The organism is Pseudomonas farsensis (genome assembly GCF_014268805.2).
GTDB classification, from domain to species: Bacteria; Pseudomonadota; Gammaproteobacteria; order Pseudomonadales; family Pseudomonadaceae; genus Aquipseudomonas; species Aquipseudomonas farsensis.
This window is the reverse complement of sequence record NZ_JABWRF020000002.1, coordinates 192,546-208,501: the sequence shown is the minus strand read 5'-3', so window position 1 is coordinate 208,501 and position 15,956 is coordinate 192,546. Positions and strand designations below refer to the sequence as shown.

12 protein-coding genes and 1 pseudogene are annotated in these 15,956 nt (G+C 61.9%); 7 read left to right on the top strand and 6 right to left on the bottom strand.

Annotated features, from left to right (window positions below):
* Nucleotides 1-178 precede the first annotated feature (178 nt).
* Both aroQ and glnA read right to left on the bottom strand, forming a co-directional pair.
* Nucleotides 179-727, bottom strand: a complete 549-nt coding sequence (gene aroQ / locus HU719_RS10350; RefSeq protein ID WP_186536697.1) for a gamma subclass chorismate mutase AroQ — start codon at nt 725-727, stop codon at nt 179-181.
* A 149-nt stretch (nt 728-876) separates the two neighbouring features.
* The gene (glnA, locus tag HU719_RS10345) at nt 877-2,283 is read right to left on the bottom strand and encodes a type I glutamate--ammonia ligase (protein ID WP_186520765.1); all 1,407 of its coding nucleotides are present in this window, start codon (nt 2,281-2,283) and stop codon (nt 877-879) included.
* Between the two features lie 493 nt (nt 2,284-2,776).
* Between glnA and thiI the strand changes: the two genes are divergently transcribed.
* Nucleotides 2,777-4,231, top strand: coding sequence for a tRNA uracil 4-sulfurtransferase ThiI (thiI, locus tag HU719_RS10340; protein WP_186536698.1), 1,455 nt, complete (start codon nt 2,777-2,779; stop codon nt 4,229-4,231).
* A gap of 126 nt (nt 4,232-4,357) precedes the next feature.
* Nucleotides 4,358-6,181, top strand: a complete 1,824-nt coding sequence (gene typA / locus HU719_RS10335) for a translational GTPase TypA (RefSeq protein ID WP_186520767.1) — start codon at nt 4,358-4,360, stop codon at nt 6,179-6,181.
* A gap of 283 nt (nt 6,182-6,464) precedes the next feature.
* Here the strand turns inward: typA and HU719_RS10330 are convergent, their stop codons facing one another.
* Nucleotides 6,465-6,869: a YkgJ family cysteine cluster protein gene (locus HU719_RS10330; RefSeq protein WP_186520768.1), complete on the bottom strand. Its 405-nt coding sequence runs from the start codon at nt 6,867-6,869 to the stop codon at nt 6,465-6,467.
* A gap of 186 nt (nt 6,870-7,055) precedes the next feature.
* On the opposite strand from HU719_RS10330, the gene HU719_RS10325 reads away from it, so the two are divergent.
* The 3 genes from HU719_RS10325 to HU719_RS10315 all read left to right on the top strand — a co-directional run bounded on the left by HU719_RS10325 (nt 7,056) and on the right by HU719_RS10315 (nt 11,334).
* Nucleotides 7,056-9,521, top strand: a complete 2,466-nt coding sequence (locus HU719_RS10325) for a glycogen/starch/alpha-glucan phosphorylase (RefSeq protein WP_186536699.1) — start codon at nt 7,056-7,058, stop codon at nt 9,519-9,521.
* 202 nt (nt 9,522-9,723) lie between these two features.
* Nucleotides 9,724-10,734, top strand: a complete 1,011-nt coding sequence (locus HU719_RS10320; RefSeq protein ID WP_186520770.1) for a class 1 fructose-bisphosphatase — start codon at nt 9,724-9,726, stop codon at nt 10,732-10,734.
* A gap of 3 nt (nt 10,735-10,737) precedes the next feature.
* Nucleotides 10,738-11,334, top strand: coding sequence for a DUF924 family protein (locus HU719_RS10315; RefSeq protein WP_186520771.1), 597 nt, complete (start codon nt 10,738-10,740; stop codon nt 11,332-11,334).
* Between the two features lie 117 nt (nt 11,335-11,451).
* Here the strand turns inward: HU719_RS10315 and HU719_RS23895 are convergent, their stop codons facing one another.
* Together HU719_RS23895 and HU719_RS23890 are read right to left on the bottom strand one after the other, a co-directional pair.
* The gene (locus HU719_RS23895; RefSeq protein ID WP_424804415.1) at nt 11,452-12,177 is read right to left on the bottom strand and encodes a methyl-accepting chemotaxis protein; all 726 of its coding nucleotides are present in this window, start codon (nt 12,175-12,177) and stop codon (nt 11,452-11,454) included.
* 129 nt (nt 12,178-12,306) lie between these two features.
* Nucleotides 12,307-13,344 (bottom strand): annotated as a pseudogene (locus HU719_RS23890) (HAMP domain-containing protein); the annotation flags it as partial.
* Between the two features lie 202 nt (nt 13,345-13,546).
* Between HU719_RS23890 and bamE the strand changes: the two are divergent.
* Both bamE and HU719_RS10300 read left to right on the top strand, forming a co-directional pair.
* The gene (gene bamE, locus HU719_RS10305) at nt 13,547-13,801 is read left to right on the top strand and encodes an outer membrane protein assembly factor BamE domain-containing protein (RefSeq protein WP_186520773.1); all 255 of its coding nucleotides are present in this window, start codon (nt 13,547-13,549) and stop codon (nt 13,799-13,801) included.
* Nucleotides 13,798-14,370 carry a lipocalin family protein gene (locus tag HU719_RS10300; RefSeq protein ID WP_186520774.1) on the top strand — a complete coding sequence of 191 codons (573 nt, stop codon included), beginning with the start codon at nt 13,798-13,800 and terminating at the stop codon, nt 14,368-14,370. Before bamE ends, HU719_RS10300 begins: the two co-directional genes overlap by 4 nt.
* Before the next feature lie 187 nt (nt 14,371-14,557).
* On the opposite strand, the gene HU719_RS10295 is transcribed toward HU719_RS10300, so the two are convergent.
* Nucleotides 14,558-15,922, bottom strand: a complete 1,365-nt coding sequence (locus tag HU719_RS10295; RefSeq protein WP_186536701.1) for a formimidoylglutamate deiminase — start codon at nt 15,920-15,922, stop codon at nt 14,558-14,560.
* Nucleotides 15,923-15,956: the final 34 nt, after the last annotated feature.

Here is a 15,956-nt window from a genome sequence, read left to right as displayed (position 1 = left end):
CCTGGAAAATGCAAGAAACAAACCAAGGCTCCGAAAAGAAGCGGAATTTCCTGATAAACCCCGGAAGATGCGCATATTCGGACCAGAATCTTCTGAAAATGCGCGTGCTGCGACCTGTTTTGGGGTGACGGGCGGCGCGTAGTGCCTTGCCATGCACCAATATAGAGCATTGCCGCCTTCACTGTTTCAGGCACAGCTGGCCGGTGGCGCGCACCAGGGCCAAGTGGCGCAGTTCATTGTCGGTGCGCCCGGCCAGGGCGTCGGCCAGGTTGCGTGTGCAGTCGGGCATTGGCTTGCGGTCCAGCTCGGCAAGTTCGAACAACAGGCTGGCCTGGAGTTTGTCCAGGCGTGGGCGCAGCTCACTGGCAAGGTCGCGCGGGGCCGCCAGCGCGTTGGGGTCCAGGGTTGCCCAGCGGTCGAGCAAGGCGTACTGGATCAACTTGTTGGCTTCCATCTGGTCGGTAAAAAACGCAGTGGCACGTGCGGGGGGCAGGCCATAGTCGGAGGCTTCCAGGCGCACCTTGGCGAGTACTTGCCGTTCGCGTTCGGGGGCTTCTACCGGCAAGTCGTTGCGCCATTTGTGCTGGGCGACCGAGCGGGCGAGGTCGAGGCGTTGTTCGATGGCGTCAAGCAAGGGGGCGAACTGATTGGCGGTGGGGCTCGCTGCTGTGCAGCCGGCGAGGGCGAGGGTCAGGGCGAAGGGGGGGAGTGCATAGGTGAGGCGCATTGGGGATCTCCGTGGCTGGGAGACCTAGTGTGGGCAGTTGGGCTCGGATTACTTGTAGGACGCATCTGAATAGATTGCGGGCAGAAACGAAAACGGCCTTCCGAAGAAGGCCGTTTGTCTGAAGTCACCGGCGCAGGGCGCCGCTCACATCAGCAGCTGTAGTACAGCTCGTATTCCAGCGGGTGCACGAAGGTGCGGACCTTGATCTCTTCTTCGCTCTTCAGCTCGATGAAGGCATCGATGAAGTCGTCGGAGAACACGCCGCCCTTGGTCAGGAACGCACGGCCTTTATCCAGCTCTTCCAGAGCTTCTTTCAGGCTGCCGCACACTTGCGGGATTTCCTTGGCCTCTTCAGGCGGCAGGTCGTACAGGTTCTTGTCGGCAGCATCGCCTGGGTGGATCTTGTTCTGGATGCCGTCCAGGCCTGCCATCAGCAGTGCAGCGAAGGCCAGGTACGGGTTGGCCGATGGGTCCGGGAAGCGCGCTTCGATACGGCGGGCTTTCGGGCTGCCAACGTAAGGAATACGGATCGAGGCGGAACGGTTGCGGGCCGAGTAGGCCAGCATTACCGGTGCTTCGAAGCCTGGGACCAGACGCTTGTACGAGTTGGTCGACGGGTTGGTGAAGCCGTTCAGGGCCTTGCCGTGCTTGATGATGCCGCCGATGAAGTACAGAGCGGTATCCGAAAGGCCGGCATAGCCTTCACCGGAGAAGGTGTTTTTGCCGTCTTTCCAGATCGACATGTGCACGTGCATGCCCGAGCCGTTGTCGCCGTACAGAGGCTTAGGCATGAAGGTAGCGGTGCGGCCGTAAGCGTCGGCAACGTTGTGCACGACGTATTTCAGGGCCTGAACTTCGTCCGCTTTCTTCACCAGGGTGTTGAACTTGACGCCGATTTCGTTCTGGCCGGCAGTTGCCACTTCGTGGTGGTGAACTTCGACGATCTGGCCCATTTCTTCCAGTGCGTTGCACATGGCAGTACGGATTTCGTGGTCGTGGTCGAACGGCGGAACCGGGAAGTAGCCGCCTTTGACGCCTGGACGGTGGCCTTTGTTGCCGCCTTCCACGTCAGCACCGGTCATCCACGAGCCTTGCTCGGAGAAGATCTTGAACATCGAGCCGGAAATGTCCGACTGGAACTTCACTTCGTCGAAGATGAAGAACTCAGGCTCCGGGCCTGCGAAGACGGTGTCACCGATGCCGGTGCTCTTCAGGTACTCTTCGGCGCGCTTGGCGATCGCACGTGGGTCGCGGTCGTAGCCCTGCATGCTCGAAGGGTCGACGATGTCACAGGTGATGATCAGGGTCGGTTCTTCGGTGAACGGGTCCAGTACGGCAGTATCATCGACCGGCATCAGGATCATGTCGGAGGCTTCGATGCCTTTCCAGCCGGCAATGGAGGAACCGTCGAACATCTTGCCGACTTCGAAGAAGTCTTCGTCCAGGCCATCGCGCGCCGGCATGGTCACGTGATGCTGAATGCCTTTGGTGTCCGTGAAACGCAGATCAATCCACTTGACGTCATGATCTTTGATGAGTTGAACCGACTTCGACATGTTGTCCTCCGGAGGGTCTAGAGCGCGGTAGGCCGCTGCTCTGGAAAAAGGGTGTTGCCGGGCGCGGATAGTCGGCCAAGCTTACCTGCCTCACAAGGGAGCAAATTGCATGCCAGTGCCCGAAAATGGCGAGCGCAGGATAAAAGGCGGCGTTTGCGGGCATTTGCGGGCGGGGTGCCGAGGAAAAACGCACTTATAAGAGGCGTAATTTAATGTGTGCGCACCATTGTGGTGCCTTGATGGAGGTTGGGGCCTCATCGCGGGGCAAGCCCGCTCCCACGCATGGCTTTGCAGTCAGGCTCCCAAGGAATTGAATAGGTGTCCAACTCCTTGAGGCCAGCCGACCCTTGTGGGAGCGGGCTTGCCCCGCGATGAGGCCGGTAAAGCCAAGATAATTCGACGCCAGCGTTCAAAAACTGCTCAAAACCTGAGCAATTTCCGATATAATTCGCGCCCCTCATTTTCGGCAGGCCCTGCGCGCGCTGTTAACCCAATGAAACTTATCGTCAAAGTCTTCCCAGAGATCACCATCAAGAGCCGGCCGGTGCGCAAGCGCTTCATCCGCCAGCTCGGCAAGAACATCCGCAACGTGCTCAAGGACCTCGATCCTGAGCTCGTGGTTGATGGTGTCTGGGACAATCTCGAGGTGGTCACCCGCATCGAGGACGAAAAGGTTCAGCGCGAGATCATCGAACGCCTTACCTGCACCCCGGGTATCACCCACTTCCTGCAGGTCGAGGAGTACCCGCTGGGCGACTTCGACGACATCGTTGCCAAGTGCAAGCAGCACTTCGGCCACCTGTTGGCCGGCAAGCACTTTGCCGTGCGGTGCAAGCGGGGTGGCCACCACGACTTCACCTCGATGGACGTCGACCGCTACGTTGGCAGCCAGTTGCGCCAGCAGTGCGGCGCCGCCGGTATCGAGCTGAAGAAGCCCGAAGTGCTGGTGCGTATCGAAATCCGCAACCAGCGCCTGTACGTGATTCACAACCAGCACCAGGGCATTGGCGGCTACCCGCTGGGCGCCCTGGAGCAGACGCTGGTGCTGATGTCCGGCGGCTTCGACTCCACCGTGGCGGCCTACCAGATGATGCGTCGCGGCCTGATGACCCACTTCTGCTTCTTCAACCTTGGCGGCCGTGCCCACGAGCTGGGCGTGATGGAAGTGGCGCACTTCCTGTGGAAAAAATACGGCAGCAGCCAGCGCGTGCTGTTTATCAGCGTGCCGTTCGAAGAAGTGGTCGGCGAGATTCTCAACAAGGTCGACAACAGCTACATGGGCGTGACGCTCAAGCGCATGATGCTGCGCGGCGCCGCACATATGGCCGACCGCCTGCAGATCGACGCGCTGGTCACCGGCGAGGCGATTTCCCAGGTGTCCAGCCAGACTTTGCCGAACCTGTCGATCATCGACTCGGCCACCGACAAGCTGGTGCTGCGCCCGCTGCTGGCCAGCCACAAGCAGGACATCATCGACCAGGCCACCGAAATCGGCACCGCCGACTTCGCCAAGCACATGCCTGAGTACTGCGGCGTGATCTCGGTAAACCCGACCACCCATGCCAAGCGCCACCGCATGGAGCATGAAGAGAAGCAGTTCGACATGGCCGTGCTCGAGCGCGCCCTGGAGCGCGCGCGGCTGATCTCCATCGACCATGTGATCGACGAGCTGGGCAAGGACGTTGAAATCGAAGAAGTGGCCGAGGCATTGCCGGGCCAGATCGTCATCGATATCCGTCACCCCGATGCCCAGGAAGACCAGCCACTGGTCATCGACGGCATCGAGGTCCAGGCTATGCCGTTCTATGCCATCAACAGCAAATTCAAGCAGCTGGATGCCAACCGGCAGTACCTGCTGTATTGCGACAAGGGTGTGATGAGCCGTTTGCACGCACACCATCTGCTCAGTGAGGGACATGCCAATGTGCGTGTTTATCGTCCGACATAAGATGCCGGGGCTCTATGGCGGCAGCATCCGCCATCGCCCCCCCGACCGCCGGGCCCGCTGAGCCTTTTAACTTCATATTGGCCGTCTAGACTGGCGGCAACCGAATCCTCTGATCGAGATACAGTTGTGATCGAAAATCTGCGTAACATCGCCATCATCGCCCACGTTGACCATGGTAAAACCACCCTGGTCGACAAACTCCTGCGTCAGTCCGGCACTCTGGAGCGTAACGAGCTCAACGACGAGCGCGTCATGGACTCCAACGACCAGGAAAAAGAGCGCGGTATTACCATTCTGGCGAAAAACACCGCCATCAACTGGAACGGCTACCACATCAACATCGTCGACACCCCCGGCCACGCCGACTTCGGTGGCGAGGTTGAGCGTGTAATGTCGATGGTCGACTCCGTGCTGCTGCTGGTCGACGCCCAGGACGGCCCTATGCCGCAAACCCGCTTCGTGACCAAAAAGGCGTTCGAAGCTGGCCTGAAGCCAATCGTCGTGATCAACAAGGTCGACCGTCCGGGCGCGCGTCCTGACTGGGTTCTGGACCAGATCTTCGACCTGTTCGACAACCTCGGCGCTACCGACGAGCAGTTGGACTTCCAGGTTGTCTACGCCTCGGCCCTGAACGGCATCGCCGGCCTGGACCACACCGCCATGGGCGAAGACATGACTGCCCTGTACCAGGCTGTCGTCGACCACGTTCCAGCGCCAGCTGTTGACCGTGACGGCCCGTTCCAGATGCAAATCTCGGCACTGGACTACAACAGCTTCCTCGGTGTTATCGGTGTTGGCCGTATCGCCCGTGGTCGCATCAAGCCGAACACCCCGGTTGTTGCCATCGACGCCGACGGCAAGAAGCGTAACGGCCGTATCCTCAAGCTGATGGGTCACCACGGCCTGCACCGTGTAGACGTCGAAGAAGCCCAGGCTGGCGACATCGTCTGCATCAGCGGTTTCGACGAGCTGTTCATCTCCGACACCCTGTGCGACCCGACTGCCGTCGAGGCAATGAAGCCGCTGACCGTCGACGAGCCTACCGTTTCGATGACCTTCCAGGTCAACGATTCGCCGTTCTGCGGCAAGGAAGGCAAGTTCGTCACCAGCCGTAACATCAAGGACCGTCTGGACAAAGAGCTGCTCTACAACGTTGCCCTGCGCGTTGAAGAAACCGACTCCCCAGACAAGTTCAAGGTCTCGGGCCGTGGCGAGCTGCACCTGTCGGTACTGATCGAAACCATGCGTCGCGAAGGCTTCGAACTGGCCCTGGGTCGTCCTGAAGTGATCATCCGCGAAGTGGATGGCGTCAAGCAGGAACCGTTCGAAAACGTCACCATCGACATCCCTGAAGAATCCCAGGGCAAGGTCATGGAAGAGATGGGTCTGCGTAAGGGCGACCTGACCAACATGGTCCCGGATGGCAAAGGCCGTGTGCGCCTGGAATACAACATCCCGGCCCGTGGTCTGATCGGTTTCCGTAACCAGTTCCTGACCCTGACCAACGGTGCAGGCATCCTGACCTCGATCTTCGACCGCTACGACACCGTGAAGTCCGGCCACATGTCCGGCCGTCAGAACGGCGTACTGGTTTCGGTTGAAACCGGCAAGGCACTGACCTACTCGCTGGAAACCCTGCAGGCGCGTGGCAAGCTGTTCGTCGAGCACGGTCAAGAGATCTACAACGGTCAGATCGTCGGCCAGAACAGCCGCGACAACGACCTGGGCGTCAACCCTACCAAGGGCAAGAAGCTCGACAACATGCGTGCTTCGGGTAAAGACGAAGTCATCGCCCTGGTGCCGCCGGTTCGCTTCACCCTGGAACAGGCTCTGGAATACATCCAGGAAGACGAGCTGTGCGAAGTCACGCCGAAGTCCATCCGTCTTCGCAAGAAGATTCTGGACGAAAGCGAGCGTACCCGCGCTGCCAAGAAAGCCAAAAACAGCTAAGTTAGTGTTGGCTGAATAAAAACGCCCCCGGTCGAAAGGCCGGGGGCGTTTTTTTGTCTGCGGGTTTTGTGCGGTCTGTGCCGGCCTCATCGCGACAAGGGTCGCGTCTGGCATCGCCAGCGTGCCTGGCTCGGTCGCTGTAGGAGCGGCCTTGTGTCGCGAATGGGCTGCGCAGCAGCCCCAGGATCTCGGCCTCTTGCAGAATCGCCGGGGCCGCTGCGCGGCCCTTTCGCGACACAAGGCCGCTCCTACAGAGATCCCGCCGCGGTGGTCAGGCCGCCGCTTAGCGCCCGACTACCTTGGGCTTGTACGCGCAGTAGCCAGGCCGTGGCCCGATCTTGGGGTGGTTGCGGCAGGTGTCCGGGCGCTTTTCGTAGATGGTGCACAAGCGGCTCTTGCGATCCAGGTACATGCAGTCATCGTTGCTCATCCGGGTCAGGGTGAAAATGCCTGACTTCTGGTTGAAGCGTTCGATGATGCCTTCCTTCTGCAAACGCTTGGCGACGTTCTTCGGCGGCTCGTCTTTTTCGAACTCATCCACCACACCAATGCGGATCAGATCCTTGATCTTCACCTCCACCGGCAAGGTGCAGCAGGTGGAGTGGCAGCCACCGCACATGTGGCTGGCATAACGCTGCCAGGTCTCCAGGCGGTCGACTTCGGCGGCGGCAATCAGGGTCGTTTTCATTTTTTTGGCTGGGCGTATCACGGGTGGGGGCGCGCGATGATACCGGAGTTGTTCAATTTGTGAACAACCTTTCGCCAGATTCCGCTTCACTTGATGAAAACCGCGAACCGCCGCTTTCACTCTGTGTCAGAGCGTCTAGGCTGAACAATCTCCCAGCGCTTTCGCCTACTTGCCCGAGGATGCCGGATGTCCCAGGAAAACAAGGCCCGTGAGGCCAAAGCTCGACATGAAGAGGTGGCGGACTTTCGCGCCGCCGTACTGGCCAAACTGACCTACGCGGTCGGCAAGGACCCCGAACACGCCTTCGACCACGACTGGTTCGAAGCCATCGCCCTGGCCGCCCGCGACCATATGGTCGATCACTGGATGGACCACACTCGCCAGGCTTACCGCCGTAGCCAAAAGCGGGTGTATTACCTTTCGCTCGAATTTCTGATCGGCCGGCTGCTGTACGACAGCCTCAGTAACCTCGGTTACCTCGACATTGCTCGCGAAGCCTTGGAAGGGCTGGATGTCGACCTTGAGCGTATTCGCCTGCTCGAACCCGATGCTGCGCTGGGTAACGGCGGCCTGGGCCGGCTGGCCGCGTGCTTCATGGAAAGCATGTCGACCTTGGGCATTGCCGCCCACGGTTACGGCATTCGCTACGAGCACGGCCTGTTCCGCCAGGCAATAGTGGATGGTTGGCAGCAGGAACAGACCGAAAACTGGCTGGATTTCGGCAACCCCTGGGAATTCGAGCGCGCCGAGGTGATCTACCCGATCAGCTTTGGCGGCAGTGTCGAAACCGTGCACCAGCCCGACGGCCAGCAACGCCAGGTGTGGACGCCCGGCGAGACGGTGCGTGCGGTGGCCTATGACACGCCGGTGGTGGGCTGGCGCGGCTCCAGCGTCAATACCTTGCGCCTGTGGCGCGCCCGGGCGCTCGAAGAGCTGCACCTGGAGCGCTTCAACGCCGGTGACCATTTGGGCGCGGTGGCCGAAGTCGCCCGTGCCGAGAGCATTTCGCGGGTCCTGTACCCGGCAGACAGCACCGAGGCAGGCCAGGAACTGCGCCTGCGCCAAGAGTACTTCTTCGTTTCGGCGTCCTTGCAGGACTTGCTGCGCCGCCATCTGAACATGCACGACAGCCTGCTCAACCTGCCGGACGCGGCGGCTATTCAGCTCAACGACACCCACCCCTCGATTGCCGTGGCCGAGCTGATGCGCCTGTTGGTGGACCAGCACGAAATCCCGTGGGACACCGCCTGGGAGCTGACCGTCGGCACGCTGGCCTACACCAACCACACCTTGCTGCCCGAGGCGCTGGAAACCTGGCCGGTGGCGCTGATGGAGCGCATGCTGCCCCGGCACATGCAGATCATCTACCTGATCAACGCCTACCATATCGACGCGCTCCGGGCTAAAGGCCAGCACGATTTCGATGTGCTGCGCGCGGTATCGCTGATCGAAGAAGACAACGGCCGCCGCGTGCGCATGGGCAACCTGGCGTTTCTGGGCTCGCACAGCGTCAACGGCGTATCGGCGCTGCACAGCAAGCTGATGAAGAGCACGGTGTTCTCCGAGCTGCACAAGCTTTACCCCGAGCGTATCAACAACAAGACCAACGGCATTACCTTCCGCCGCTGGCTGTACCAGGCCAACCCGCAGCTCACTGCCATGCTGGTGGAGGCGTTGGGCGCCGACTTGCTCGACGACCCCGAAGGCAAGCTCAAGGCGCTGGAACCGTTTGCCGACAAGCCCGCCTTCCGCAAACAGTTCGCGGCCCAGCGCCTGCACAGCAAGCGCGCTCTGGCGAGCATCATCCAGGACCGCATCGGCGTCACGGTAAACCCCGAGGCGCTGTTCGATGTGCAGGTCAAGCGCATCCACGAGTACAAGCGCCAACTGCTCAACCTGTTGCATACCGTGGCCCTGTACCAGGCCATTCGCAACGAGCCGGGCACCCCCTGGGCGCCGCGGGTGAAGATTTTCGCCGGCAAGGCGGCGGCCAGTTATCACCAGGCCAAGTTGATCATCAAGCTGACCAACGACATCGCCCGGGTGGTCAACAACGACCCGACCGTACGCGGCCTGCTGAAAGTGGTGTTCTTGCCCAACTACAACGTCAGCCTGGCCGAGAGCATCATCCCGGCGGCGGACCTGTCCGAACAAATCTCCACCGCCGGCTACGAGGCATCGGGTACCAGCAACATGAAGTTCGGGCTCAATGGCGCGCTGACCATCGGCACCCTCGATGGCGCCAACGTCGAGATGTGCGAGCAGGTGGGCGCCGACAACATGTTCATCTTCGGTCTGACGGCGCAGCAGGTGGGCGCACGCGGCAAGGCCGGCGACTTTGGCGCCAGTGCCGCGATTGCCGCCTCAAGCCGGTTGGGTGATGTGCTGCAGGCCATTCGCAGCGGCGTGTTCTCGCCGGACGACCCGTCGCGTTATACCGGGCTGGTGGATGGCCTGGTCGACCATGACCGCTTCCTGTTGTGCGCTGATTTCGACGCCTACTGGGACGCCCAGCGCCGCGTCGAAGAGCTGTGGCATACGCCCGAGCAGTGGTGGCGAATGGCGGTGCTCAATACCGCGCGCATGGGCTGGTTCTCCTCGGACCGTACCATCAGGGAATACGCCAACGAGATCTGGAAAGCGCTGGATTAGCCTGAACAAATCGCGGGGCAAGCCCGCTCCCACGCAGGGTTTGCGTAGGGGCGGGCTTGCCCCGCGATTGTCTGTTCTGGCGACCATCGGCAGGGCCTGCGCTGAACCTAACCCCCTCAAGCGAGTCTCTTTGCTCGCTAGCCTGCAACTCTCCCTGTAAACTGCGGGGGTTGTTTCTCCCTTATTTCCTTCGGAGCCTTACATGTCCCGCGTTACCCTGAGTCGCTATCTGATTGAGCAGACCCGCAGCAACAATACCCCTGCCGATCTGCGCTTCCTGATCGAAGTGGTGGCGCGTGCGTGCAAGGAAATCAGCCACCACGTTTCCAAAGGTGCCCTCGGCGGCGTACTGGGCAGCATGGGCACCGAAAACGTGCAGGGCGAAGTGCAGAAAAAGCTCGACGTGATCTCCAACGACATCCTGCTCGAAGCCAACGAGTGGGGCGGCCACCTGGCCGGCATGGCGTCCGAAGAAATGGACAACGCCTACCAGATCCCGGGCAAATACCCTAAAGGCGCCTACCTGCTGGTCTTCGACCCGCTCGACGGCTCGTCGAACATCGACGTCAACGTCTCGGTCGGCACCATCTTCTCGGTATTGCGTTGCCCTAACGAATACCTGAGCCAGAACGAAACCCTCAACGAAAACGCCTTCCTGCAGCCAGGTACCGAGCAGGTCGCCGCCGGTTATGCCATCTACGGCCCGCAGACCATGCTGATCCTGACCCTGGGCAACGGCGTCAAGGGCTTCACCCTGGACCGCGAGCTGGGTAGCTTCGTGCTCACCCACGAAAATATCCGCGTGCCGGAAAGCACCGCCGAGTTCGCCATCAACATGTCCAACCAGCGCCATTGGGAAGCCCCGATCCAGCGCTACGTCGGCGAGCTGCTGGCCGGCGAGACCGGCCCGTTGAAGAAAAACTACAACATGCGCTGGATCGCCTCGATGGTTGCCGATGTGCACCGCATCCTTACCCGTGGCGGCCTGTTCATGTACCCGCGTGACGCCCGCGACCCAAGCAAGCCAGGCAAGCTGCGCCTGATGTACGAAGCCAACCCGATGTCGTTCATCATCGAACAGGCCGGTGGTGTGTCCACCGATGGCTACCAGCGTATCCTCGACATCAAGCCTGAAGGTCTGCACCAGCGCGTATCGGTGATTCTCGGCTCGAAGGAAGAGGTCGAGCGCGTCACCGCCTACCACAAGGAGTAACCCATGCTCGCACCTTGGCAGCCGTTGTTGGAATGGTGGTTCGGTTGGGGCGCAAACGCCCAGGCCGTGGCTGACGAGAAGAACACGCTGTGGTTCGGCAAGCACCACGACGACGAAGCACGGGCGCACTTTGGCGAGCTCGTCGAGCAAGCCCTGGCGGGCGGGCTCGATGAGTGGCAGCAAAGCCCGCAAGGCTGGCTGGGGTTGCTGATCCTGCTGGATCAGCTGCCGCGCATGATCTACCGCGACACGCCGCGCGCCTTCGAAGGCGACCGACGTGCGCAGGTGCTGGCCATGCAGGGGCTGCAAAAAGGCTGGGATTTCCAGTTGCTGCCGATTCAACGGGTGTTTGTGCTGCTGGTGCTGGAGCACGCCGAGGTGCTCGACTGGCAAAACCAGTGCATCGAGCGTTACCAGGCGTTGCTCGATGAGCAGCCCGAGGCTAGCCGCCGGTTGTTCGAAGGTTTCCTGGATTACGCCGAGCAGCACCAGCGGGTGATTGCCCGGTTTGGCCGCTTCCCGCAGCGTAATCTGGTACTGGACAGGCCGAGTACCAGCGAAGAGATGGACTTCTTGCTCGAGCCTGGGTCCAGGTTCTGAAGCGCTGGGCCTGCTGCGCAGGCCTTTCGCGGCACAAGGCCGCTCCTACAGGGGACTACGTTTACCTGTAGGAGTGGCCTTGTGCCGCGAAAGGGCCGCAACGCGGCCCCGGCTATCTTAAATCCTGAAACTCCCCACCAGATGCTTCAACCGCTCCACCTGGCGCTCAAGGTCGGTGCAGGCACGCAAGGTGCTCTGCAGGTTGTGCACCCCTTCCTGATTCAGCGTATTGATCTCGGTAATGTCGACATTGATCGACTCGACCACAGCCGTCTGCTCTTCGGTCGCGGTCGCCACCGACTGGTTCATGCCGTCGATCTCGCCAATGCGCTGGGTAACGCTGCCCAGGCGCTCACCGGCCTGGTTGGCAATGCCCACGCTGCGGTCACTGTGCTGCTTGCTCTGGTTCATGGTGCTCACGGCCATCTGCGCACCGGCCTGCAGCTCCTCGATCAAGCTCTGCACCTGCTGCGCCGACTCCTGGGTGCGATGGGCCAGGTTACGCACTTCGTCAGCCACCACGGCAAAGCCGCGCCCTGCCTCACCGGCGCGCGCGGCTTCAATAGCCGCGTTCAGCGCCAGCAGGTTGGTCTGCTGGGAAATGCCGCTGATCACATCGAGAATCTGCCCAATGTTGGCGGTGTGATTGTTCAGCGTCTCAATGTTGCCGCTGGCATCGCTGATGCGCGCCGACAGCTGGTTCATCACCTCGATGGTTTCGCCCACCACCTGCTGGCCTTCGCTGGCAAGGCCGCGCGCGGCGCTTGAATGCTGCGAGGCGAGGGCGGCGTTCTGGGCGATCTCCTGGGCCGCGGCGCCAAGCTGGTTGATCGCTGCTGCCACGCTGCTGGTGCGCTCGGACTGCTGGTCGGCGTTGATGATCGAGGCATTCGATGCGCTGACCACCTGGCCGGCGACGCTATTGACCTGGCCGGTGGCCGAGGACACCTCGCGGATCGACTCGTGGATACGTTCGACAAAGCGGTTGAACGACTGCGCAAGGCTGCCGAACTCGTCCTGGGCGTGGATTTTCAGGCGCCGGGTCAGATCGCCTTCGCCCTCGGCGATGTCATGCATGGCGCGCCCCATCACGTGCAATGGCTCCATCAGCACGCGGATCAGCACGCTCAGCAGGCCGATGATCACCAGAATCGCAATCAGCGTGGCCACCAATGCGGAGGTGCGCAGCTCGCCGAGCATGGCGAACGCGGCGTCCTGGTCGAGCACCAGCGCGACGTACCAGTCCGCCGAGGGCACACCGTCGATATGGGTGAAGCTGATGAACTGCTTGTGGCCATCCACCTCCACTTCCTTCAGCCCGCTGCCAATGCTCGGCGTAGTGCCGGGGTAGACGTCGGTGAGGGTCTTGAGGGCCAGCTCGGCGTTGGGGTGGATGAGGATCTTGCCTTCGCCATTGACGATGAACGCATGGCCGTGGCCATCGAAGTCCAAGGTATTGATCAGCTTGCTGATGGTTTGCAGGTCGGTGTCGACGCCGGCCACGCCGGCCAGGCTGCCGGCCTGTTGCACCGGGGTTGCCAGGGTGATCACCAGCTTGCCTGCCGAGGCCGAGATGTACGGCTCGGTGACGATGGTCTGGCCTGCGGCGGTGGCGGCCTTGTACCAGCCGCGGGCACGCGGGTCGTAGTCGGCTGCGCGGTTGCCGGCAGGTACCGACTGCATGCGGCCATCCTTCGCGCCGAAGTAGGTGAGCATGAAGTTGCTGGCATATACCGGCAGCGCCAGGCTGCGGTCCAGGCTGGCCTTGCTGGGGCCATCGACAGCGACCTGCTGCGCCACGCTGTCTAGCAACTGGATACGGCTGTCGAGCCAGTTGCGGATGTTGCCGGCCGTGAGGCTGCCCAGGTCCTGCAGCGTGGTCTGGGTATCGCTGCGCAGGGACTGGCGTTGGCGGTAATCGTTGTACAGCACGAAGCAGGTGAACGCGGCTGCTACCACGAGTGCTGCGGCCAAAAGGATCTTGTGGCTGAACTTCAGAGTCTTGGTCATCTTGAGAAATCTACGCACCCCAGAGGACAGGCGAGTGTGGCAGAGGGCCATACCCTTTACGACTGTTTAGTTGTCCGCAACACCGCATTCCAGACACCGGCCGACGAAAAGCACCGTCGGCACGGAACCACGGACCCTTTTTTCCTTCTAAGCCCCCTGCAGGCTTTCTCGCCTGCGTGTTCATCTTCAGGAGTGTCCCGTCATGTCGTTGCGTTCCCTCGCCCTGTTGACGCTGTGCGTCGTGTTGACTGCCTGCAGCAAGGTCAACCAGGAAAACTATTCCAGGCTCAAGGCCGGCATGAACAAAGCCGAGGTCGAGCAACTGCTGGGCAAGCCTACCGAGTGTTCTGGCGCGTTGGGCATGAGCAGCTGCACCTGGGGTGACGAGAAGGCGTTCATCAGCGTGCAGTACGCCGCTGACAAAGTGTTGATGTACTCCGGGCAGGGCCTCAAATGAGGCGTTTGCACCTGCTGCTCGGCGTGTGCCTGGTGATGCTGCTGGGTGGCTGCGCCACCTCTGCCACCGACCCGCTGGCGCCGAAGACCGCAGGTGCGGTCGACCTCAAGCGTTACCAGGGCAAATGGTTCGAGCTGGCGCGCCTGCCGATGAAGTACCAGGACGGCTGCGCCCAGTCCGAGGCCCACTACAACCTCAAGCCTGACGGCACTGTCGGTGTGCTCAACCGCTGCCGCACCCTGGGTGATGAATGGCTGCGCGCCGAAGGCCATGCCACCGCGCAGCAAGCCGGGCACACGGACAAGTTGTGGGTCGAGTTCGACAACTGGTTCACCCGCCTGGTACCGGGCGTGGCCAAGGGTGATTACTGGATTCTCTACGTGGACGAGCGCTACCGCACCGCGATTGTCGGCAGCCCCGACCGCAAGTACCTGTGGATTCTGGCGCGCAATCCGGCGCTGCCGGCCTGGGAACGCGAGAGCTTGATGTCCAAGGCGCGCCAGCAGGGCTACGACACCAGCCGGCTGATCTGGCGCACGCCAGACCGCGAGATTGTTGCTCGTCACTAGCCGTGCCCACGTCGAGTTCAAGGGAGGCACGGTCCCGTGTAGGAGCGGCCTTGTGTCGCGAAAGGGGTGCGAAGCGCCCCCAAGATTTGCATCACCCTGAGATCGCCGGGGCAGCTACGCAGCCCTTTCGCGACACAAGGCCGCTCCTACAGAGACTGAGCCCAGCCGCGATTTTGACGCCTATGGGCTAACCCAGCAGCTGGCGCAACACCTCGGCAAACGCCAGCGCACTCTCTTCTTCCAGGTTGTGCCGCCCCTGACGCACTACCCATTGACCGTTGACCATCACATCGCGCACCTGGCGATCCCCGCCGGCGAACAGCCAGCGGTTGAGAATGGCATCCTCCTCGGCCACCGCCAGGTACGGGTCACGCCCATCGAGCACCAGCCAGTCGGCACGCTTGCCCACCGCCAACTCGCCCACCGGCTGCCCCAACGCCTGGGCACCGCCCTGTAACGCTGCGTCATACAGCGTGCGCCCAACCATCGGCTGGTCGCCGCGATACAACCGGTTACGCCGTTGATCACGCAGGCGCTGGCCATACTCCAGCCAGCGCAGTTCCTCGACCACACTCAGCGACACATGGCTGTCCGAACCAATGCCCATGCGCCCGCCCTGGGCCAGGTAGTCGACCGCGGGGAAGATCCCGTCACCCAGGTTGGCCTCGGTGGTCAGGCACAAGCCGGCCACCGCGCCGCTGCGGGCCATGGCCGCCACTTCATCGGGTTGGGCGTGGGTGGCGTGCACCAGGCACCAGCGCGCGTCCACATCGGCGTGCCGGTACAACCACTGCAACGGGCGCAGGCCGCTCCAGGCCAGGCAGTCGTCGACCTCTTTCTGCTGCTCGGCAATATGGATGTGCACCGGGCAGTGAGCGTCGCTGGCGCCGAGTACCTCGGCGATCTGTTCAGGGGTGACCGCCCGCAGCGAGTGAAAACACAGCCCCAGGCGCTGCGCAGGCTGCGCCGCCAACAGCGGCGCCAGTTGCTGCTGCAAGCGCAGGTAGTGCTCGGTTGAGTTGATGAAACGCCGCTGTCCCTCACTTGGCGGCTGGCCGCCAAAACCTGCGTGGCTGTAGAGCACCGGCAACAGGGTCAGGCCGATCCCGGTGGCCGCAGCAGCCGCGCTGATGCGCAACGACAGCTCGGCAGGGTCGGCGTAGCGGCGCCCATCGTGGTCGTGGTGCACGTAATGGAACTCTGCCACCGAGGTGTAGCCGGCCTTGAGCATCTCGATGTACAACTGACGGGCGATCACCTGCAGTTGCGCAGGGGTTACCGAGCCTGCCAGGCGGTACATCAGTTCGCGCCAGGTCCAGAAACTGTCGTTGGGGTTGCCGACCACTTCTGCCAGCCCGGCCATGGCCCGCTGGAACGCATGCGAGTGCAGGTTTGGCATGCCCGGCAGCAGCGGCCCGGCCACGTGTTCGGCACCCTCGGCGCTGGCGCCTGCGCTGATCGACGCCAGCAGGCCATCGGCCCCGACCTCAAGGCGGACGTTGCGGGCCCAGCCCGTGGGCAGCAGGGCGCGTTCGGCAAAATAGGCGGGCATCAGTGAATTCCTGTTATTGTCTGACTTGTATATA

Bases quoted from the DNA above. Each gene is read 5' to 3' on its own strand.
- aroQ (WP_186536697.1), bottom strand. From the start codon at position 727: ATGCGCCTCACCTATGCACTCCCCCCCTTCGCCCTGACCCTCGCCCTC.
- glnA (WP_186520765.1), bottom strand. From the start codon at position 2,283: ATGTCGAAGTCGGTTCAACTCATCAAAGATCATGACGTCAAGTGGATT.
- thiI (WP_186536698.1), top strand. From the start codon at position 2,777: ATGAAACTTATCGTCAAAGTCTTCCCAGAGATCACCATCAAGAGCCGG.
- HU719_RS10330 (WP_186520768.1), bottom strand. From the start codon at position 6,869: ATGAAAACGACCCTGATTGCCGCCGCCGAAGTCGACCGCCTGGAGACC.
- HU719_RS10325 (WP_186536699.1), top strand. From the start codon at position 7,056: ATGTCCCAGGAAAACAAGGCCCGTGAGGCCAAAGCTCGACATGAAGAG.
- HU719_RS10320 (WP_186520770.1), top strand. From the start codon at position 9,724: ATGTCCCGCGTTACCCTGAGTCGCTATCTGATTGAGCAGACCCGCAGC.
- HU719_RS10315 (WP_186520771.1), top strand. From the start codon at position 10,738: ATGCTCGCACCTTGGCAGCCGTTGTTGGAATGGTGGTTCGGTTGGGGC.
- bamE (WP_186520773.1), top strand. From the start codon at position 13,547: ATGTCGTTGCGTTCCCTCGCCCTGTTGACGCTGTGCGTCGTGTTGACT.
- HU719_RS10300 (WP_186520774.1), top strand. From the start codon at position 13,798: ATGAGGCGTTTGCACCTGCTGCTCGGCGTGTGCCTGGTGATGCTGCTG.
- HU719_RS10295 (WP_186536701.1), bottom strand. From the start codon at position 15,922: ATGCCCGCCTATTTTGCCGAACGCGCCCTGCTGCCCACGGGCTGGGCC.